The following is a 21303-nucleotide window of genomic DNA, read 5'->3' on the forward strand; positions in this document are numbered from 1 at the left end:
GGGTCAAATCGCCTCTAGTTCGCTCAAAAAGTCACGAAGGTCATCAAAATCTTCCACGCTACCGGCGCGCAAGGTGGCTGCGGCCTGCACGTAGGCCTGCAGCGATTCGGTCTGGAACAGCTCCATCAACGGCACCTCCAGGCCCAGTTCAGCCTGGACCCGCGAGGTGATCTGGATCGCCAGCAGGGAATGCCCACCCACTTCAAAGAAGTTGTCGTTCAGGCCCACCTGCGGCAGGTGCAAAATGTCAGCCCAGATGGCGGCGATCTGCTGTTCCAGTTCGCTGACCGGCGCCACGTAGCGCTGTTGCATCTGGCTGGCGTCCGGCACCGGCAGGGCCTTGCGGTCGAGCTTGCCGTTGGGGGTCAGCGGCATCTGCGCCAGGAACACCAGGTGCGCCGGCACCATGTAATCCGGCAGGCGCATCTTCAGGGCGCGGCGCAGGGTGTCGCGCCACTCGGCCTGGTCGGCCACAGCCTCTGCCGCCACTACGTAGGCCACCAGTTGCTTGCCGGTCGGGCCGTCCTGGGCGACCACCACGGTTTCACCGACGTTGTCCTGCTCGCGCAGGCACGCTTCGATTTCGCCCAGTTCGATACGGAAACCGCGGACTTTCACCTGGTGGTCGACACGACCGAGGTAGTCCACCACGCCATCGGGACGCCCACGGGTCAGGTCGCCGCTGCGATAGACGCGACTGCCCGGCTTGCCGAACGGGTCCGGCACAAAGCGTTCGGCGGTCAATGCCGGGCGCTCCAGGTAACCACGGGCCACGCCCTCCCCGCCCAGGTACAACTCACCGGCCACGCCGATGGGTTGCAGGTTCAACTGCGCATCCAGCACATAGCCGCTGCGGTTGCCGAGCAAGGTGCCGATGGGGGCGTACACGGCGCCGCACGGGTCGCCCTGGCGCGCTTTCCACAGCAGCGGTGTGACCACGGTTTCGGTGGGGCCGTAACCGTTGAACAGATAGGTAGGCTTGAGCGCGCGCCAGGCCAGGTCATAACTGGCCTGCGCCACGGCATCACCGCCAAAGCAATAAACCCGCACCGCCGGTGGGTTGCCGTCGCGTTCGGCGTGTTCGGCCAGTTGTTGCAGGTACACCGGCGGGAACACAGCCATGGTCACGTTGTGGCGATGCATTTGCTGATAGGTGTATTCAGGCAACCACAGGCTGTCGTCGCGGATCAGCACGCTGGCGCCGTTGATCAGCGGGTGCATCCAGCCCTCATGGGAGCCGTCGAAGGCAAACGACATGAAGTGCAGTTCGCAATCGGCCGGGCCGGTTTCGTAGCGCTCGCCAGTGGCGATGATATGCGCCACCAACGGGCCGTGGGACACCGCGACGCCCTTGGGCATGCCGGTGGAACCCGAGGTGTAGATCACGTAGGCGAGGTTGTCGCCATGCAGCGCGACAACCGGTGGCGTGCCGCTGTAACCGGCCCAGTCCTCGGTGCGGTCGATGGCCAGCGTCGCGAGCCCTTGCGGAATCGGCAGTTGCTGCAACGCGCAGGTATGCGTCAGCAGCAGCTGTGCGCGGCTGTCCTGCAGCATGTACAGCAAGCGATCACGCGGGTACTCGATATCCAGCGGCACATACACGCCGCCGGCCTTCATCACCGCGAGGAACGCCACCATGATCTCGGCACTGCGCGGCATGGCAATCGCCACCCGCACTTCCGGGCCGACGCCCTGGGCGATCAAGGCATGGGCCAGGCGATTGGCCTGGCTGTCGAGTTCGCCGTAGGTCAGGGTTTGCGCGGCGAACTTTACCGCCACCGCCTGCGGGGTTTCGCGGGCGCGGTCGGCGAACAGTTCATGCACCAGCCGCTCAGCCGCGAAGCCGGAGTCGGTTCGATCCCATAGCTGAAGAATATGCCGTTGCTCATCCGCATCCAGCAGGTTGAGCGCACCGATATTCTGCTGCCGATCGGCGACCATCGCCCGCAACAGGTTCTGCCAGTGGCCGGCCATGCGCTCGATGGTCGCCGGCGCGAACAGGTCGGTGGCGTAATTCAGGGACGCACGCAACGCGTGGTGGCTTTCCTCCACGTCCAGCGCCAGATCAAACTGGGCAATGTCTTCGTCCCAGCTCAACACCTCGATATTCAACTCGTCCAGGCGTTGCAAATGGCTGTCGACGGAGGTCTGACGATGGTTGAACAACACTTGGAACAGCGGGCTCAGACTCAGGCTGCGCTCGGGCTGCAAAGCCTCCACCAGTTGCTCGAACGGCAGGTCCTGATGAGCCTGGGCCTCCAGCGCGCGCTGGCGGGTTTGCTGCAACAACTGCTCGACGCTCATCTGCCCGTGGATATCGGCCTTGAGTACCTGGGTGTTGACGAAAAAGCCGATCAGCCCTTCGGTTTCCAGGCGATTGCGGTTGGCAATCGGCACGCCGACGCGCACGTCTTCCTGGCCGCTGTAGCGGTGCAGCAAGGCCTGATAAGACGCCAGCAGCAGCATCGGCAAGGTCACTTCACAGCGCTGGGCCAGGCGGCGTAAATCAGCCAACAGCGGCGCCGGCAACTCGATGCCCAGGCGTGCGCCACGGTGGCTTTGCACGGCCGGGCGCAGGTAGTCGAACGGCAACTCCAGCACCGGTTGCGGGCCGCCCAACTGCTCGCGCCAGTACGCCAATTGACGCGCCTTCTCACCGGCCTGCATCCAGTTGCGTTGCCACACGGCGTAGTCGGCGTACTGGATTGGCAGTGCCGGCAACGCCGGCATGCGGCCGTGGCTGAACGCGGCGTACATCTGCACCAGTTCCTCGACCATCAATTGCATCGACCAGCCATCGGAGACGATGTGGTGCTGCACCAGCACCAGCACATGCTCGTGGGCCGCCAGACGCAGCAGACGGACGCGCAGTACGGGCCCGCGCAGCAGATCGAACGGCTGCCCGATGATCTGCGCAATGTCGGCTTTCAAGCGGGCTTCATCGCTGTCGCTCACCTCGACTTCGATCAGCCCCGATGCCTCGATGACCTGCACCGTCGCGCCACCCTCCTGGCGCACGTGCGTGCGCAGGCTTTCATGGCGCGCCAGCAAGGTGTCGACACTGCGTTGCAGCGCGGCCAGGTCCAGCGGGCCACGCAAACGCAGGGCGCTGGGGATGTGGTACGCGGCGCTTTCGGGGTCCAGTTGCCAGAGGAACCACTGGCGTTCCTGGGCGTAGGACAATGGCAACGGCTGGCTGCGGTCAACCGCCACCAGCGGCGGTGCAACCACCGCCTCCTCGCCCAGTGCCCGCACGAAATCACCCAGCAACGGTTGTTCGAACAGGCGCTTGAGCGGCACTTCCAGCGCCAGCGCCTGGCGCACGCGGGACACCACGCGTGTGGCCAGTAACGAATGGCCGCCCAGCTCGAAGAAGTGATCGTCGAGGCCGACCTGCGGCACACCCAATACGTCGGCCCAGATTGCCGCGACTTGCTGCTCGCGCACGCTGACCGGCGGCACGTGGCCTTTGCTCGGCAGCGCGGCGTCAACCTTGGGCAATGCCTTGCGGTCGAGTTTGCCGTTGGGGGTCAGCGGCAGGCTGTCGAGAAACATCACCTGCGCGGGCACCATGTAGTCCGGCAAGTGTTCACGCAGGGCGGCTTTATAGGACGCCTGGGGTTGCGGTTCGGCGGTCACCAGATACGCGATCAGGCGATCATTATCGGCCAGCACCACCGCCTCGCGCACACCGGCAAGCTTGCGCAGGCAGGCTTCGATTTCGCCCAGCTCGATACGGAACCCGCGCACTTTCACCTGGTGGTCGACCCGACCGATATACGCCACCACCCCATCGGCGCGGTAGCGCGCCAGGTCGCCGGTGCGGTACAGGCGCTCGCCCGGCGCACCGTAGGGGTTGGGCACAAAACGCTCGGCCGTGAGTGCCGGCCGCGCGTGGTAACCGCGCGCCAGGCCGACGCCGCCGATCAGCAGTTCGCCTGCCGCACCGACCGGGCTTGGCGTCAGCCCTGCGTTGAGGATGAACAACGTGGTATTGGCCACCGGCCTGCCGACAAAAGGCTGCGCGGTGGTCAGGCGATGGGCCGCCGACCAGATGGTGGTTTCGGTGGGGCCATAGAGGTTCCACACCGGGCCTTGCAGATCGAGCATGCGCTGGGCCAGGTCGGCCGGCAGCGCTTCACCGCCGCACAGGCGCTTGATGCCGCTCAACCATTGGGCGCGCGGGCTTTCCAGCAGCATGCGCCAGCTGGACGGTGTGGCTTGCAGCACGGTGGCGGCCTGATCGCGGGCCAGGTCGATGATCGCTTCGGGGTCAAGCGCCATTTCCTGTCCGCTCAACAGCACCGTCGCACCGACCGTCAACGGCACGTACAGCTCCAGGGCAAAGATGTCGAACGAGAAGGTGGTCAGCGACAGCATCCGTGCCTCGCGTCCGATCTCCAGGGTAGCGGCCATGCCGCTGGCAAAACTGCACAGCGCCTGATGCGGCACCATCACGCCCTTGGGCTTGCCGGTGGAACCGGAGGTGTAGATCACGTAGGCCAGGTGCTGCGGCGCCACCTCGACCTGCGGGTTGTGCTCGGCAGTCTCGGCGGAGTCAATCGTCAGCACCTGCACACCGTCGGGCAGCGTCAGGCGCCCGACCAGCTGCGGCTGGGTCAACAGCACCCGGGCGCGGCTGTCGTCGAGCATGAACGCCAGACGGTCAGCGGGGAATTGCGGGTCCAGCGGCACATAGGCGCCACCGGCCTTGAGCACCGCCAGCAGGCCGACCACCATCGCAAGCGAGCGCTCGACATGCACGGCCACCAGCACGTCAGGGCCCACGCCCGCCGCGACCAGGCGATGGGCCAGGCCGTTGGCGCGGCGATTGAGTTCGCCGTAGCTCAAGGCGTCGCCGTTGAATTGCACGGCGCTCGCCTCCGGCTGCGCCAGCGCGTGCGCCTCGAACAGCTGATGCACGCAGCGCTCGCGCGGGTAGTCGACCTGCGTGCGGTTCCAGTCTTCGAGCATTTGCCGGCACTGCGGCGCGCTGAGCAGGGTCAGCTCATCCAGGGCCTGGGACGCATCGCGCACCACCGCATGCAGCAGGGTGTGCCAGTGCTCGGCCATGCGCTCCACGGTCGCGGGCAGGAACAGGTCGGTGGCGTAGGTCAGCGAAGCCCACAGGCCATCGGCGGACTCTTCGGTTTCAAGGTTCAGGTCAAACTGGGTGGTGTGCGCCGCCCAGTCCACCGGTTGCAGGTCCAGCCCGGCCACTTGCAGCGGGGCGGTGCGCAGGGTGTCCTGATGATTGAACATCACCTGGAACAGCGGGTTATGGCTGAGGCTGCGCGCCGGTTGCAGCGCTTCCACCAACTGCTCGAACGGCAAGTCCTGATGGGCCTGGGCTTGCAGGGCGCGTTGCTTGACCTGAGCGAGCAACTGGTCGAAGGGCATCTGCCCGTGCAGGTTGGCCTGGAGCACCTGGGTGTTGACGAAAAAGCCGACCAGGCGCTCGGTTTCCAGGCGGTTGCGGTTGGCAATCGGCACCCCGACGCGCACCTCGGACTGCCCGCTGTAGCGATGCAGCAAGGTCTGGAACGACGCCAGCAGCAGCATGAAGAGGGTCACGTCCTGGCGCTGGGCGAGTGCCTTGAGTTCGGTCACCAGCGCGGCGTCCAGATGAATCTGCCGCCGCGCACCGCGGTGGCTTTGCACCGCCGGGCGCGGGTGGTCCAGCGGCAGTTCCAGCAGCGAATGCTCGCTGCCCAGCCGGGCGCGCCAGTAATCGAGCTGGCGCTGCTGCTCGCCGGCGGCCATCCAGTCGCGCTGCCACTGCGCATAGTCGGCGTACTGGATCGGCAACGCCGGCAGTGGCGCGTGGCCCTGATACAGCGCCACCAGTTCGTCCACCATCACGTGCATCGACCAGCCGTCGGAGATGATGTGATGCTGGGTGATCACCAGCACCTGGTGCCCGGCGTCGATTTCCAGCAGTTTCACCCGCATCAACGGACCGTTGCGCAGGTCGAAGGGACGCTGGATTTCCTGCGCTACGGCCTGCTCGATGGCCAGGGCGTCGATGGCTTGGCGTTCGATCGGCAGGGCGAGGGACGCGTGAATCATCTGCCAGGTACGCTCGCCCTCCTCCACAAAGGTCGTGCGCAGTGGCTCGTGGCGTTGAACCAGGCACTGCAGGGCGCGCTCCAGGGCCGCCGTGTCCAGTTGGCCGCGCAGGTGCAGCGCGGTGGGCACATGGTAGGCGGCGCTCGTGGGGTCCAGTTGCCAGAGGAACCACTGGCGCTCCTGGGCGAAAGACAGGGCCAGTGGTTGGTCTCGGCCAATGGCCGTCAGCGCCGGCGCCGTATCGGCCTGCACGCCGGCGCAGGCCAGGGCGAAGGCTTCCAGGGTCGGCTGTTCGAACAGCGCCCGCAACGGCACCTCCAGCGCCAGTTCATGGCGCACCCGCGAGACCACCTGGGTGGCGAGCAATGAATGGCCGCCGCGCTCGAAAAAGTGGTCATCAAGGCCCACCTGCTCAACCTGCAACACCCTCTGCCAGATCACCGCCAACTGTTGTTGCAGCGGGCTTTGCGGGGCACGGTAAGCCTGCCGCGTCAGGTTCAGGTCCGGAGCCGGCAGTGCGCGGCGATCCAGCTTGCCGTTGATGTTGAGCGGCAAGGCGTCGAGGACCACCCACTGCGCGGGCACCATGTAGTCCGGCAATGACCGGCGCAGGATCGCCGCCAGCGCCTGGGTGTCCAGGCTGTGGGCCGGGGCCGCCACGACGTAGGCCACCAGTTGCGCACCGGTCGCGCCCGGCAGGGCCAGCACGGCCGCCTCACGCAGCTGCGGCAAGGCTTGCAGGCCGGCCTCGATTTCGCCCATCTCGATACGGAATCCGCGAATCTTCACTTGATGGTCGATGCGCCCCACGTATTCCAGCGCACCGGCCTCGGTGTAACGGGCCAGGTCGCCGCTGCGGTAGAGTCGCGCGCCGGGGACACTGGAAAACGGGTCCGGCAGGAAGCGCTCGGCGGTCAGCGCCGCACGCTCGAAATAGCCCTGGGCCAGGCCGGCGTGTGCGCCGATGCACAACTCGCCGACGCCGTCGGTGGCCAGCAGCTCGAAACCGCTGTCGAGCACATACAGCGCACGGCCCGCAATCGCGCGGCCAATGGGCACGCCAAACGCGTCGCCGGCATCGGCCAACTGGCAGTCATGCACGCTGGACACCACCGTGGCCTCGGTCGGCCCGTAAGTATTGAGCAAGCGCACCGTGCCCAGCCCGGCCGCATGCCAGGCGCGCACGCCTTCCACGGCCATGGCTTCACCGCCCACGTGCACCTGACGCAGGTTGCCCAGGGAGCGCCGATCCACGGCACATTCCGTGGCGAGCAAATACCAGTAGGCGGCCGGCAAGTCGGCCAGGGTCACGCCCTGCTCGACGATTTCCCGGGCCAGTTGCCCGGCATCCCACAGTTCATCGCCGCGCATGATCAGCGCCGCGCCCGCGCACAGCGGCGGGTAGCACTGCTCGACAAAGCCGTCGAAGCTGAACGTGGCAAATTGCAGCACGCGGTCTTCTGCGCTCAGTTGGCTGTAGCTGTGGGCGCTGTCGCAGAACTGACCGAGGGCGGCGTGATCGATGGCCACGCCCTTGGGCTGGCCGGTGGAGCCGGAGGTGTAGATCACGTAGGCGAGGTCTGCGGCCTGCGCGTGGTTGGGCGGATTGCTTGACGGATAATCGGCCAGTTCTTCACCGCCGCCGCTGAATGCCAGGCGCGTCAGTCCTGGGGGCAGCGGCAACTCGGCGAGCAGCCCGGTTTCGCTGAGCAACAGGTCCAGGCGACTGTCCGCCAGCATGTAGGCCAGACGGTCGGCCGGATAGCTCGGGTCCAGCGGTACATAAGCGGCGCCGCTTTTGAGCACCGCCAGCAGGCTGACAATCAGTTGCGGGCCGCGCCGCGACGCCAATCCCACTCGTTGCCCCGGACCCACGCCCAGTGCCAGCAAGCGGTGCGCCAGGCGGTTGGCCCGCGCATTGAGCGCGGCATAGTCCAGGCGCTCGCTGCCCGCCTGCACCGCCAGGGCGGACGGCGTCGCCAGGGCCTGGGCGGCGATGCGCTCATGTACCCGCAGAGGGCGCGGCGCTGCATCGGGCTGCTGGCTGAGGGCGAGCACCTCGCGCTGCGCGCTGGCGTCCAGCAGTTGCAGGTTGCCCAGGCAGCTGTCGGCATTCGCCATCATTTGCGCCAGCAGATGCTGCAGATTGGCGCTCAATCGCGTCACCTGCGCAGCACTGAAGCGCGTGCGGTCATAGCTGAATTCCAGACGCAGGCGCTCGCCCAGTTCGATGCCAAGCGTCAGCGGGTAGCTGGTGCGCTCGTGGTTGTGCAGTGCCCCGAAGGTCAGGCCGGCAGGGGCGCCCTGCTTGAGTGCTTCGGCGACCGGGAAGTTTTCGAACACCAGCAGCGTGTCGAACAGCGCCGCGCCCTGCTGGCCGGCCCAGCCCTGGATGTTGTAGAGCGGCACCTGTTCGTGGTCACGCAGGCTGAGGTTGAGCGCTTGCAACTCGCCCAGCCACGCGCCTGTCGACTGGGCCGGCGAGGCGGCGCTGATGATCGGCAGGGTGTTGATGAACAGGCCCAGTTGCTGCTCGATGCCCGGCAGCGGCGCGGACCGCCCGGCGACCGTGGCGCCAAACACCACGCAGTCCTGGCCGGTGTAGCGTTGCAGCAACAGGCTCCAGGCGCCTTGCAGCACGGTGTTGAGGGTCACTTTATGCTGGCGGGCGAACGTGCCGAGGGCGGCGCTGAACTCGCTGTCCAGCGCCACTGGATGGTCGGCCATGCCCACGCCGTCAACCGGCGCACGCAGCGCATCCGCCAGCAGGGTCGGTGCCTGCACGGGGGCCAGGGCGGTTTTCCAGAACGCTTCGCCGGATGCCTGCTGTTGCAGCCAGCCGAGGTAATCGCGGAACTGCCCCACCGGCGCGGGCACGGCGTGGCCGGCGTAATGGGCGATGACTTCGCCGAGCAACTGCGCGTTGCTCCAGCCGTCCATCAGGATGTGGTGACTGGTAAAAACAAGGTGCCAGGCAGCCCCGGCGCCGCGCACCAGCAGCAGACGGAACAGCGGCGCACAGTCGAGCTGGAAGCCCTGCTCGCGCTCGGCATCGGCCAGCGCATCGACGTCGGCGCCTGGGTCTTCAATCACCTGCAACTGCAGGTCGACCTGGCGCTGGATCAGTTGATGGGCACTGTCCAGGCCCAGCCAGTGGAAGCTGCTGCGCAGGATATCGTGACGGTCCAGCGCGGCCTGCCAGGCACGCCCGAACTTCAGCAGGTCCAGGCCTTCGATATCCACGCGCAGCTGGTTGATGTAGGCCTGCGCCTCGGGTTCGTAGAGGGTGTGGAACAGCATGCCCTGTTGCATCGGCGACAACGGATACAGGTCGGCGATGGCCGGCCCCGGCACCGGCAGCGCATCCAGTTGCTGCTGGGTGAGGCGCGCCAGCGGGAAGTCCGACGGCGTGACTTGCCCGGCAGGCGTGGCACAGCAATGGGCGATCAAAGCCTTGAGTTCGACGGCGTATTCATCCGCCAGGCGCTGGATGGTTGCCGCGTCGAACATCTCGCGACTGAAGCCCCATTGCAACGCCAGTTCACCGCCGTACACCTGTCCTTCCACCGTCAACCAGTTGGCCAGCGGCGCCTCGGGGTCCTGGGCCTGGCCGCTGCCCTGGGTGGCCGGAACGAACAGCGCCGACTCATCGAACTGGCGATCGAACTGACCCAGGTAGTTGAAGGTGATGCGCGGCGCGGCCAGATTCGACAAGGCAGCGCCAGCGTCGGGCGTGCCCAGGTAGCGCAACAGGCCGTAACCGATGCCTTTATCGGGCACGGCACGCAATTGCTCCTTGACCGCCTTGATCGCGCCGGACAACTCACCGCCCGCCTCCAGCCGCAGCGCAAACAGGCTGGTGAACCAGCCGACCGTACGGCTCAGGTCGAGGCTGTCGAACAGGTCTTCGCGGCCATGGCCTTCCAGTTGAATCAACGCGGCCGGTTGCGCGCTCCAGCGGCTGATGACGCGCGCCAGTGCGGTCAGCAACAGGTCGTTGACCTGGGTGCGGTAGGCCGCCGGGGCGTCTTGCAGAAGTTGGCGCGTGTGTTCGGCGTCAAGGCGCACTTCGATCCTGCTGCCCAGACGGTTCTGCAGACCGCCCTCGGGGTGGTCGCAAGGCAGTTCGGTGTCGACGGTTTGCGCCTGCCAGTACGGCAGTTGCGCGTTGAGGGTTTGCGCGTGGTCGTGCAGATGCTGCGCCCAGTGCTGATAGGCGCTGGTCTTCGCCGGCAGCGCGGCATCACGGCAGGCCTGTTGCAGGTCTTCCAGCAGGATGCGCCAGGACACGGCGTCCACCACCAGGTGGTGGATCACCAGCAGCAAACGCTGAGTGCCATCGGCCATGTTCACCAGCGCTGCGCGCAGCAGCGGGCCTTGCGCCAGGTCGAGACTGCGCTGGGCCTCATCGCACAACGCGGCCAGTTCAGCATCGCTGTCGGCACGGGACTGCCACAGCGCCGCTTCGGCCACCGGTGCGGCGTGGCTTTGCGTCCAGCCGTCGGCCTGCGACACAAAGCGCAGGCGCAAGGCGTCGTGATGGTTGATCAACTGCGTCAGCGCGGCTTCAAGGCGAGCAGGCGCGAGGGTTTCACGTGGGGTCAGCAGCAGGGACTGGTTCCAGTGATGACGCGCCGGGATCGCCTGGGCGAAAAAGTGCTGCTGCACCGGGGTCAGGCGCACCTCGCCTTGCACCGGCCCCTGGTCGATCAGGCTGGCCTGCTCGACACTTGCCACCAGCGCCAGGCTGCGCACGTTCTGGTACTGGAACAGGTCGCGCGGGCTGAGACGAATCCCCGCCTGACGTGCGCGACTGACTACCTGGATGGAGATGATCGAGTCGCCGCCCAGTTCGAAGAAGTTGTCGTCCAGGCCGACCTGCTCTACACCGAGCACATCGGCCCAGATCGCCGCCAGGGTCTTTTGCAGGGCATTTTGCGCCGGGACAAAGGCTTGCTGCGGCGCTGCGTCCGGCGCAGGCAACGCCCTGCGGTCGAGCTTGCCATTGGCGGTCACCGGCAGCTTGCTCAGGTGCACGAAGTGGGTGGGCACCATGTACTCGGGCAGGCTGCCGAGCAGCCAGGTGTTGAGAGCGGTCGGCGCTTCGCCTTCCGGCACCAGCCACGCCACCAGTTGTTTGCCGCCATGCACCAGCACCACCGCTTCACGCACCTGCGGATGCTGCATGAGGCGGGTTTCGATTTCGCCCAGCTCGATGCGCAGGCCGCGCAGCTTGACCTGATGGTCGAGGCGACCGAGGTAGTCGATCACGCCATCGACACGCTGGCGCACGCGGTCGCCGGTGCGGTACAGGCGCTCGCCCGTGATGAACGGGCTGGGCACAAAACGCTCGGCCGTCAACGCCGGGCGCCGATGGTAGCTGCGCGCCAGGCCGATACCACCCAGGTACAGCTCACCGGACACGCCGGCAGGCACCGGGTTGAGCTGCGCGTCGAGCACGTAGGTGGCGAGGTTGGCAATCGGGCGGCCGATGGGCACGCTGTCGGCGCCCTCGTCGACGCAGGTCCAGTGGGTCACGTCGATGGCGGCTTCGGTGGGGCCGTACAGGTTGTACAACGCTGTCGCCGGCAGCCTGGCGAACACCTGCTGCTGCGCATCCAGCGCCAGGGCTTCGCCGCTGCACACGATGCGCTTGAGGCTGGCGCAGGCCTGCACGCCGGGCTCATGAATAAACGCCTGCAGCATCGACGGTACGAAATGCAGGGTGGTAATGGCGTGCCGGCCGATGGTCTCGATCAGCCGCGCCGGCTCGCGGTGTTCGCCAGGTGCGGCGACCACCAGGCGTGCGCCGGTCATCAGCGGCCAGAAGAATTCCCACACCGAGACGTCGAAGCTGAATGGGGTTTTCTGCAGGACGGCGTCACTGGCGTCCAGCCGATAGGCCTGTTGCATCCAGCACAAGCGGTTGACCAGTGCACGATGGCTGTTGCCGGCGCCCTTGGGCTTGCCGGTGGAACCGGAGGTGTAGATCACGTAGGCGAGGTTCAGCGCATCGACGTCGACCTGGGGCGCGCGCGGACTGAAGGCGTCGAACCCGCTCAGCGCAGGGTCGAGCACCATGGCCTGCAGGCCGTCCATTGGCAGCAACGTCAGCAGGGCCTCCTGAGTGAGCAGCAGCGCGACGCCGCTGTCTTCGATCATGTAGGCCAGGCGCTCGCGCGGGTACTCCGGGTCCAGCGGCACGTAGGCGCCACCGGCCTTGAGGATCGCCAGCAGGCCCACCACCATTTCGACGGAGCGCTCGACGCAGATGCCCACCAGCACGTCAGGGCCGACACCGCGCTCGCACAGGGCATTGGCCAATTGGTTGGCGCGGGTGTCGAGTTCGCTATAGGTCAAGGTGCTGGCGCCAAACACCAGCGCGGGTGCGTGCGGGGTACGTTGCACCTGTTCGGCGATCAACTGATGCAGGGCGCGTTCGCCGGGGTAATGTTCGGCGGTCTGGTTCCAGGTCTGCACCAGCACCTTTTGCTCGCTTTCGTCGAGCATCCGCAACTCGCCGACACGCTGTTCGCCGTCGCTGCACATGGCCTGCAACAGGCTGATCCAGTGACGCGCCATGCGCTCGATGGTCGACGCGTCGAACAGGTCGTTGGCGTAGGTCAGCGCGGCATGCAGGGTGCCGGACTTTTCCCAGGTATCCAGGCTCAGGTCGAACTGGGTGGTGCGGCCCTGCCACTCCACCTCGGACAGCGCGAGGCCCGAGGCGGTGCTCACCGACGTCATATCGGCCACCACCGGCTGGTGGTTGTACATCACCTGGAACAGCGGCGTGTGGCTGAGGCTGCGCTCCACCTTGAGCGCTTCCACCAGGCGCTCGAACGGCAGTTCCTGATGCGCCTGGGCGCCGAGCGCATGTTCCTTGATGCCTTGCAGCAACTCGCCGATGCGCGTCTGCCCGGTCAGCTCGGTGCGCAGCACCTGGGTGTTGACGAAAAAGCCGATCAGCCCTTCGACCTCGCTGCGATTGCGGTTGGCAATCGGCACGCCGATGCGAATATCGCCCTGGCCCGTGTAGCGATGCAGCAGCACATTGAACGCACCAAGCAGCAGCATGAACAGGGTGACGTTGTGTGTTTGTGCACAGCGACGCAGTTGGGCGGCCAGCGCGGGATCAATCGCGAAGTTGTGGCGCGTGCCCCGGTAACTCGGCATCGCCGGGCGTGGGCGATCGGTGGGCAACTCCAGCACCGGGTGTTCATCGCCCAGGCGCGCCTGCCAGTAATCGAGCTGACGGGCCTGCTCTCCGGCCTCCAGCCAGCGGCGCTGCCACAGGGCGTAGTCGCTGTACTGGATCGGCAGCGCCGGCAGTTGCGGCGTCTCGTTGCGTTCATGGGCGTCGTAGAAACGGATGAACTCGTCGATCAGCACGTTCATCGACCAGCCATCGGAGACGATGTGGTGCAGGGTCAACAGCAGGACATGCTCGCGGTCGTCGAGCTTGAGCAATTGCACGCGCAGCAGCGGGCCGGTTTCCAGATTGAATGGCAGCAGTGCTTGTGCGGTGGCCGCCGCCGCGATTGCCTGTTCGCGCGCGGCGGGCGCCAGGCTGCCGAGGTCCGACTGTTCAATCACCAACGACGGCTCGACGGCGACCTGCAGCAGGCGCTCGTCGGCCTGACGCTGGAACACCGTGCGCAGGGTTTCGTGGCGCGCGATCAGGCTGGCGAAGGCCTGCTCCATGGCGGCCACACTCAGCGCGCCCTTGAGCCGCACCGCACCGGGCAGGTTGTAGGCGCCGCTGGTCGGGTCCAGCTGCCAGAGAAACCACATGCGCTGCTGCGCATGGGACAGCGCCTGGCGGTCCTGCGCCTCCACGCCTGCCGGGATCGGAAACCGGGAAAAATCCACCCCTTCCTTCTGCAATGCCTGCAGGAACAGCTGGCGTTTTTCCAGGGGCAACCCGATAAACCGGCGAGCAAGTTTCAAGGAGTCTTCAGCATTCATTTCAAAGGATCCGGAGCAATAGGCAGGAAGCACAAAGGCACGTCGTCCCTATAAAACGAACCGCGAAGGGAAAAATTAGCGGGGGGAAAGGCGCGAAGCGAGCTGTCACGAGGGGTTACATCAAATCCGGGAACGTGGCAGTAACCCGAGCTAGCATTGACGCACACCACTTTTTGCAACTACATTTAGTTACAGGCAAGGATCGCCGTGTCCAAAAATGAAAAGCTGCTGGCCAAACTGCTCAACGAGCACATGGCCTTTACCTGGCCCGAGCTCGTCACGCTATTGCGTCGTCTCGGTTACACACAACTGGAAGGGGCTGGAAGTCGCGTCAAGTTCGACATCGGCGACCCGACGGCAATGATCACCTTGCACAAGCCTCACCCCGGCAACGAACTGAAGCATTACATTCGGCGCCAGATCATCGAACAATTGAAATCAGGAGACCTGATTCAGTGAACAACCAACTGAAACACAACGGCTACATCGGCTCTATCGAAGCCAGCCTCGAAGACAACTGCCTGTTCGGCAAAGTCCTGTTCATCAAGGCGCTGGTGAGCTACGAAGGCAAGACAGTCGCCGAGCTGGACGCGGCGTTCCAGGAGGCGGTGGACGATTACCTCGCCACCTGCCAGGCGCTTGGGCAAACACCGGAAAAACCCTGCAAGGGGTCGTTCAATGTGCGGGTCGGGCATGACCTGCATCTGGCGGCAGCCCTTGAAGCCACCCGCAAGAACGTCACGCTCAACGACCTGACCCGGCAGGCGTTGAACGAATTTCTGCAACAGCACGGCAAGGCGCCCTGCCCGGCTATTGGTTGACCGGCCTGGCCGCCAGCCGGCGCTGGCGGCCCCCCTGTCAGATCAAACGCTTGATCTGCTTGTGGCGCCACACCAGGCGGTAGTAGGCGATCTGCAGGGCCAGCATCGTCAGGTAGGTCACCGGAAACGCCATCCACACGCCTTCGAGGCCGAAGTGCGCATTGAGCAGGTACGCCACCGGCAGCTCGACAAACAACACACAGACAATCGAGATCACCACCGGCATCAGCACCACGCCGCTGGCGCGCATGATGCCGCCGATCACCGCCTGGAAGCCGAACACGAGGATGCTCCACAGCATGATGTGCAACAGGTGTTCGGCATTGACCCGTGCGGTGTCGTCGGTGATGAACAGCCCCAGCAACCAGTGTGACAGGCCATAACCCAGCACGATCAAGCCGCCGGTCAGGCAGGTGTTGATCAACAGCCCGGCGCGCAGGATCGGGCCGATGCGCTCCACGCGCCCCGCGCCAATCGCCTGAGCGCCAAGGATCGAGGCGGTGATGGCAATCGACAATGCCGGGAATTGCACATAGTTGACGATCTGCGTCACCGCGCCATAGGCCGCCGTGGCCTGGGAACCGTGACCGTTGACCAGGGCCAGAATCACCAGCTCCGACAACGACAGCACCACCATCTGCAGCCCGGTCGGCAGGCCGATGCGCAGCACCTTGCCGAGGATTGCCCGGTCCAGGCGCAACGCCGCGAGCAGTTGGCGATCTGGCGCCATCACGTGCTTTTTATGGCGCAGACGCAGGATCAAAAACAGCATCGCCAGCGTGTTGCCCACCAGCCCCGCATATACCGCGCTCTGGATGCCCATGGGCGGCAGGCCGATCCAGCCGCGAATCAACGCAGGGGTCAGCAGCAGCCCCGTCAGGGTCGAGACCATCAGTGCCAGCAATGGCGACACCGTATCGCTGACTCCGCGCAGCAACTGGGTATAAAGGATGAATACCAGCAGCAGCGGCATGATCAACATCATGACCTGCGCGTAACCCACCGCGTCGTCGAGCACGTCCAGCGGTGTGCCCAGCGCCTGCAGTGCCGGTCGTGCAAACAGGCTGCCCAACACGGCCGCGATGACACCCACCAGCGCGCCGAGAGTCAGCGTGGCACCGGTAATGACCTTGACCATGCCCGTCTCGCCCGCACCCCACGCCTGGCCGATCAATACCGAAGCGCCCGCCCCCAGACCAATCACCAGGGCAATGAAGAAGAACACGATGGGAAACATCCCCGACACCGCCGCCAGCGCCTGGGTGCCGAGCATCTGCCCGACATAAATGCCGTTGAGCGTGCCGGAAAAGCTTTGCAGGAAGTTGGACAGCACCATCGGTGCGAGAAAGAACAGGTAGGTTTGCCACAGCGGGCGTTGCACAAGGTTTTGCATGAAAAAAGGTGCCTCGAAGAACTAACGCATCCGAAGGTTATACCGTATGTGGATCCATTGCTCCCACGCTTGATCGATTTGCTCAATGAGAGGTAAGCGAATTACTGATTGGACGCGCCCGCTGCGGATGAGTAGATTTCACGCCTGGGATAGCTATTAGCCATCACCCCTCTCCCTCTGGAATCGAGCCTCACATGAAAAAACCTGTCTCGCTGGCGATGCGTATCGGCCTGGGCTTTGCTTCCACCCTGTCATTGCTGGTGCTGATCACCGCCGTGGGTATCCAGCGCGTGGGCTTTATCGACAGCACGCTCAAGGACGTCGCCGAAAAAGCCGCCGTGGCCCAACGCTACGCCATCAATTTCCGGGGCAGCGTGCATAACCGCGCGATCGCCATTCGCGATGCGGTGCTGGTCACGGATGAGCGCGCGCTCGCCCGGCACCTGGCCGAGATCGACCAGCTCAAGCACGACTACGAGGACGCCGCCGTGCCGCTTGACCGCCTGTTCGGCAACGGCGGCGCCAGCGCCGAGGAAGCCCGGCTGCTGAGCGATATCAAGGCCATCGAGACACAGACGCTTGCGTCCTCGGAGCGCGTCATCAACCTGCGCCGCAATAACGACATCGCCGGCGCACAGGCATTATTGCTGGCCCAAAGTTCTGACCTTTATTCCGAGTGGCTCAAACGCGTCAACGCGTTGATCGATTTTGAAGAAGCGCGGATCCGGCACCAGCTTGACTCGGTGCAGAGCGCGGCGAGCAACTTCGCGGTATTGATGCTGCTGGCCAGCGCCGTGGCGATTGTCCTGAGCGTGCTGGTGTCGTTGCTGATCATCCGCAAGGTCAAGGCTACCCTGGGCGCGGAGCCGGAAGAAGTGGCCGAGGCAATCCGTCGCCTGGCCCAGGGTGACTTGAACCAGAGCATCGACACCCGTCACCCCGACAGCGTCATGGGCATTCTCAAAAACGCGCTGATTCGCCTGGGCGACACCATCACCGAAGTGCGCGCATCGGCCCAGGCCTTGCGTGACTCATCGGTGACCCTGTTGTCCGCGGCCGGCGAAAACCGCCAGCAGATCAGGCTGCAAACCAGCGAAGCCCAGCATGTGGCCGCCGCCATTACGCAAATGGCCGCATCGGTCAATGAAGTGTCGGGCTACGCCTCGGCAGCCGCCGAGGCCACCCTGCTGGCCGATGCCGAAGTCAACAGCGGCCATCGCCTGGTGGGCGAAGTGAGCGTGGCGATTGAAGAACTGGCGGAAATTCTCGAACAGGCCACCACCCGCGTCACTCAGGTGTCCAGCGACAGCGAAAGCATCGAAACAGTGATTGAGGTGATCAACTCGATTGCCGCGCAGACCAACCTGCTCGCCCTGAACGCCGCGATTGAAGCCGCACGCGCCGGGGAGCATGGCCGAGGCTTTGCGGTGGTCGCCGACGAAGTGCGCTCGCTCGCGACACGCACCCAGGAGTCCACCCAGGAGATCCGCGACATGATCGGTAAACTGCAAAATGGCACCCAGGACGCCGCCGATATCATGCAACGCAGCCGCGCCCTGGCCCAGGCAACCGTCGGCCAGACCCGCGATTCGCAAGTGTCATTGGGCAAGATCAGCCAGGAAGTCGGCGCGATCAACACCATGAATGCGCAGATCGCCAGCGCCTCGGTGCAGCAGAGCGCCGCCGCCGAAGAAGTTGCGCAGAACGTCACGCGTATCCACAGCTCCACCGTGCAATCGGCCGCTGGCTCCGAAGTGGTGGAAAACGCCAATCAGGAACTGGCGGAGCTGGCGGACCGGTTGAGCACCAAGGTAGCGTTCTTCAACGTGGCGGTCCGTTAACCGCCACAGGTCTGCGACGGTCGGCAGGCGACTCGGGCGAGGCAGTCGCGGGCAGGCCGGTCAATTGAGCGACACGCAGGACGGGGGAGCAATGGGAGCTACTGCTGCCTGGCCCTGCGGGTTTTGGCCTTGAGGTTGTCTGAAAACCTTTTGTACATGGCTCTGGCGAGCGCTCGTTGAGCGCGCATTTCGCGGCATGCATGGCGCATCTCTCGATGCCAGTCCGTATTGAGCAGAAGCAATCCCAGCAGTGAAAACACGACACCCGAAGAGAACGCCAGGCGGTGGGTGCAGTCGTCCAGTGTCGGCAGGATCGACATCAGGCAAACAGCAAAATAGCCCGCCAGCCAGCCCGCCGCCCAGTTGTGCCCGCGTGCAATCAAGACATTGAGAAGCACCACGGCAGCCGTCAACAAGAGCAGGGACCACCTGGACACTTCCGCCTTGAGGACCGGATCGAGCTTGCGTAGATAAGCCGCTTCGTTAAGCACGATCGCCGAGGCGCCGGAAAGGACAGCCATGAACAGCGTGCTCACGAACACAGGAAAGTAGCGAATGAGAACGCTGGCCGTCGAATCATTCATGTGCTTGGCAAAGCCGTTGCCACACCGGCCAACATGATTGCAGCACGGCTGTACAGCACGCTCGCGGACGAGCAGTGGCTGCTGGGAAAACCTTCCCTGAATACGCTGAACGTCACTCCTTTACTCCTAGACTAACCAAGAGCACAGAGGGTAAAGAATCAGTTCTACACAAGCATGTAGGAAAAGTTCCTTTTTGCCGGAGGGCACTTCCCGTTATCGTTCTTTTGGCCGCCTGATCAATCGTATAAATCGGAAAGTGCGAGCGTCGCGGTCAGTTCTTCGCGGGTCCGGGTGATGACGGCGCCTGCCGTGAGCAACTGATTGACGGCATCAAGGCCGCCCTCCGGCGTGATGGCGCGACAGGCCGGCAGGTGCAGCACCACCGCCAGACCCGCCTTGAGCAGTTGCAGGGCGGTGGTCTTGACGCAATAGTCCAGGGCCAGGCCGCCGACGATCACTCGCAGCACGCCACGGGTCTTGAGGTACTCGATGACGCCCGTGGAGAGCTTGTCGTGCAGGTCGTGGTAACAGGCGCCATAGGGGTGCAGCTCGGGCTCGACGCCTTTCCAGACGAAGTAATCGTAGTCATAGGGCGCGGGCAATTCATCCAGCAGGGTGAAGCCCTCGGTGCCAGGCACACAGTGGTTGACCCAGGTGACATCGGCGTGCGCCAGGCCAGTGGGCTGCAGCATGTCGCTGTGCCGGGACACCACCCAGGGTGCATGGGGGGTGTGCACGTCCTTGCTGCCAATACGATGACCGGCGAGGCTCGCCATATAGTTAAGCTCGGCGCCGATCTGGTCACCACCGGCCACCGGCAATTCCTCGGGGCACAGCGGCGTGAAGCTTTTCTGGGCATCGACGTCGAATGAGGCGATGGCGATTTTTGCGAGGGGCATGGCGGTTCTCCCGTGGCCAGGCAATAAGATTACAGAGGGTCTGTTTCTTTGATCACAGTTTTGCCGATTGAACGCCTGCCGGTCAGGTAAGATAGCGCCGTTTGGCACAGCCTGCCCGTTGTGCCCGCCAACCCAAGTCGACTGCCCATGCCCTTCGAACTCAGCGTAGACCTCACCACCCTGGCCATCCTCGCCGTGGTTGCCTTTATCGCCGGCTTTATCGACGCCATCGCCGGCGGTGGCGGCTTGCTCACAACCCCTGCCCTGCTCACGGCCGGCATGCCGCCGCACCTGGTGCTGGGCACCAACAAGCTGAGCTCGACCTTCGGCTCGGCCACCGCCAGTTTCACCTTCTACCGGCGCAAGCTGTTCCATCCGCGCCAGTGGGTGCACGCCATTGTCGGCACCTTGATCGGTGCACTGACCGGCGCCGTGGTCGCCCACTACCTGCCTGCCGAAACCCTGAACAAGATGCTCCCGGTAATCGTCTTCGCCTGCGGTGTGTACCTGCTGTTCGGCGGCACGCCCAAGGCGCCGCTGGACGCCGAGGCACCGATCAGGAAGAAATGGCAAGCCACCCAGGGCTTCGGCCTGGGCTTTTACGACGGCGTGGCCGGGCCCGGCACCGGCGCGTTCTGGACCGTGAGCACGATGCTGCTGCATCCCATCGACCTGGTGAAAGCCAGCGGCGTGGCGCGCAGCATGAACTTCGTCAGCAACGCGGCGGCGCTGACGGTGTTCATCATCAATGGGTCGGTGGACTGGATCGTGGGCCTGGCCATGGGCCTGTCGGTGATGTGCGGGGCCTTCTTTGGCGCACGCAGCGCAATCAGCGGCGGCGCCAGGTTCATTCGCCCGGTGTTCATCACCGTGGTGCTCGGCCTGACCGTGCGACTAGCCTGGCAGCACTGGTTCAGCGTGGCCTAGGCGACGGGCCAGGTACAGGTCGATCAGATAGCGCGCGATCGAGCGCGATGCCGGCAACGGTGGCAACGCGTGAATATTGAACCACTGCGCGTCCTCTATCTCGTCGGCCTGGGGCACGATCTCGCCGCCGGCGTATTCGGCATGGAAGCCCAGCATCATCGAGTGCGGAAACGGCCAGCATTGGCTGCCCCTGTACTGAATGTTCTTCACCTCCAACTGTACTTCTTCACGCACCTCGCGAATCAGGCACTCCTCGGCCGACTCCCCCGGCTCGGCAAACCCCGCCAACGTGCTGTACACCCCCGTGACAAAGCGTGGTGAACGCGCCAACAGTATTTCGTCGCCGCGGGTCACCAGCACGATCATGCTCGGCGAAATGCGCGGGTAGCTGCGCAGGTCGCAGGGCTGGCAGAACATTGCGCGCTCGCGCGGCAGCTGGACCATGGCCTGGCCGCAACTGCCGCAGAAACGGTGCTCACGCGCCCAGGTGCCAATTTGGGCCGCATAACCCAGCACCTTGTACAGGGTGTGATCGCCCTGCAGCATGAAGCCGCGCAGGCCCTGCCAACTGCAGCCCGGCACCTGCGCGGCGCTGTCGAGCTCCAGCAGATACACCGGTTCCCCGTCGAGGTGGCCGATACCGTGCTCGGCGAACACCGACAGCGCCTGGCGCTTGAGCCAGTCACGCGGAAACAGCGGGCCATTGGCATCCTGCAAAAAGCCCTCGCGGCTGCGTGCGACGGCCCAGCCGCCGGGGGTGTCGTTGTCCAGCAGCGTGGTGGTAATCCAGCCTGGGGTCAT

The 21303-nt window shown here is 64.9% G+C and carries 9 protein-coding genes and 1 pseudogene; 5 read left to right on the plus strand and 5 right to left on the minus strand.

The features are described 5' to 3' along the window. Positions 1–3 precede the first annotated feature (3 nt). Positions 4–14037 carry a non-ribosomal peptide synthase/polyketide synthase gene (locus tag TU79_RS18565; RefSeq protein ID WP_057009353.1) on the minus strand — a complete coding sequence of 4678 codons (14034 nt, stop codon included), beginning with the start codon at positions 14035–14037 and terminating at the stop codon, positions 4–6. A gap of 207 nt (positions 14038–14244) precedes the next feature. Here TU79_RS18565 and TU79_RS18570 point away from each other — a divergent pair, with 207 nt between their 5' ends. Together TU79_RS18570 and TU79_RS18575 are read left to right on the plus strand one after the other, a co-directional pair. Further along, a complete protein-coding gene (locus tag TU79_RS18570) occupies positions 14245–14496 on the plus strand; it encodes a type II toxin-antitoxin system HicA family toxin (RefSeq protein WP_015372254.1) in 252 nt (83 codons plus the stop codon). Further along, the gene (locus TU79_RS18575) at positions 14493–14858 is read left to right on the plus strand and encodes a type II toxin-antitoxin system HicB family antitoxin (protein WP_057009354.1); all 366 of its coding nucleotides are present in this window, start codon (positions 14493–14495) and stop codon (positions 14856–14858) included. Before TU79_RS18570 ends, TU79_RS18575 begins: the two co-directional genes overlap by 4 nt. Positions 14859–14895: 37 nt before the next feature. On the opposite strand, the gene TU79_RS18580 is transcribed toward TU79_RS18575, so the two are convergent. Then, positions 14896–16251, minus strand: a complete 1356-nt coding sequence (locus TU79_RS18580; protein WP_057009355.1) for an MATE family efflux transporter — start codon at positions 16249–16251, stop codon at positions 14896–14898. Between the two features lie 218 nt (positions 16252–16469). On the opposite strand from TU79_RS18580, the pseudogene TU79_RS27005 reads away from it, so the two are divergent. Next, positions 16470–16952: pseudogene (locus TU79_RS27005) on the plus strand (MCP four helix bundle domain-containing protein); the annotation flags it as partial. A gap of 426 nt (positions 16953–17378) precedes the next feature. After that, positions 17379–18092: a methyl-accepting chemotaxis protein gene (locus TU79_RS27010; RefSeq protein ID WP_414896200.1), complete on the plus strand. Its 714-nt coding sequence runs from the start codon at positions 17379–17381 to the stop codon at positions 18090–18092. A 98-nt stretch (positions 18093–18190) separates the two neighbouring features. Here TU79_RS27010 and TU79_RS18590 read toward each other — a convergent pair whose 3' ends face one another. Together TU79_RS18590 and TU79_RS18595 are read right to left on the minus strand one after the other, a co-directional pair. Next, positions 18191–18676, minus strand: a complete 486-nt coding sequence (locus TU79_RS18590) for a hypothetical protein (RefSeq protein ID WP_057009357.1) — start codon at positions 18674–18676, stop codon at positions 18191–18193. Between the two features lie 236 nt (positions 18677–18912). Continuing rightward, the gene (locus tag TU79_RS18595; RefSeq protein WP_057009358.1) at positions 18913–19575 is read right to left on the minus strand and encodes an isochorismatase family protein; all 663 of its coding nucleotides are present in this window, start codon (positions 19573–19575) and stop codon (positions 18913–18915) included. A gap of 147 nt (positions 19576–19722) precedes the next feature. On the opposite strand from TU79_RS18595, the gene TU79_RS18600 reads away from it, so the two are divergent. Further along, the gene (locus tag TU79_RS18600) at positions 19723–20502 is read left to right on the plus strand and encodes a TSUP family transporter (RefSeq protein WP_057009359.1); all 780 of its coding nucleotides are present in this window, start codon (positions 19723–19725) and stop codon (positions 20500–20502) included. Here TU79_RS18600 and nudC read toward each other — a convergent pair. Further along, complete coding sequence (gene nudC, locus TU79_RS18605) at positions 20470–21303, minus strand: NAD(+) diphosphatase (RefSeq protein ID WP_057009360.1); 834 nt, start codon at positions 21301–21303, stop codon at positions 20470–20472. The genes TU79_RS18600 and nudC overlap by 33 nt on opposite strands.

It is taken from the genome of Pseudomonas trivialis, from assembly GCF_001439805.1.
Lineage (GTDB): Bacteria > Pseudomonadota > Gammaproteobacteria > Pseudomonadales > Pseudomonadaceae > Aquipseudomonas > Aquipseudomonas trivialis.

Bases quoted from the DNA above. Each gene is read 5' to 3' on its own strand.
- TU79_RS18565 (WP_057009353.1), bottom strand. From the start codon at position 14,037: ATGAATGCTGAAGACTCCTTGAAACTTGCTCGCCGGTTTATCGGGTTG.
- TU79_RS18580 (WP_057009355.1), bottom strand. From the start codon at position 16,251: ATGCAAAACCTTGTGCAACGCCCGCTGTGGCAAACCTACCTGTTCTTT.
- TU79_RS27010 (WP_414896200.1), top strand. From the start codon at position 17,379: ATGGCCGCATCGGTCAATGAAGTGTCGGGCTACGCCTCGGCAGCCGCC.
- TU79_RS18590 (WP_057009357.1), bottom strand. From the start codon at position 18,676: ATGAATGATTCGACGGCCAGCGTTCTCATTCGCTACTTTCCTGTGTTC.
- TU79_RS18595 (WP_057009358.1), bottom strand. From the start codon at position 19,575: ATGCCCCTCGCAAAAATCGCCATCGCCTCATTCGACGTCGATGCCCAG.
- TU79_RS18600 (WP_057009359.1), top strand. From the start codon at position 19,723: ATGCCCTTCGAACTCAGCGTAGACCTCACCACCCTGGCCATCCTCGCC.
- nudC (WP_057009360.1), bottom strand. From the start codon at position 21,303: ATGACCCCAGGCTGGATTACCACCACGCTGCTGGACAACGACACCCCC.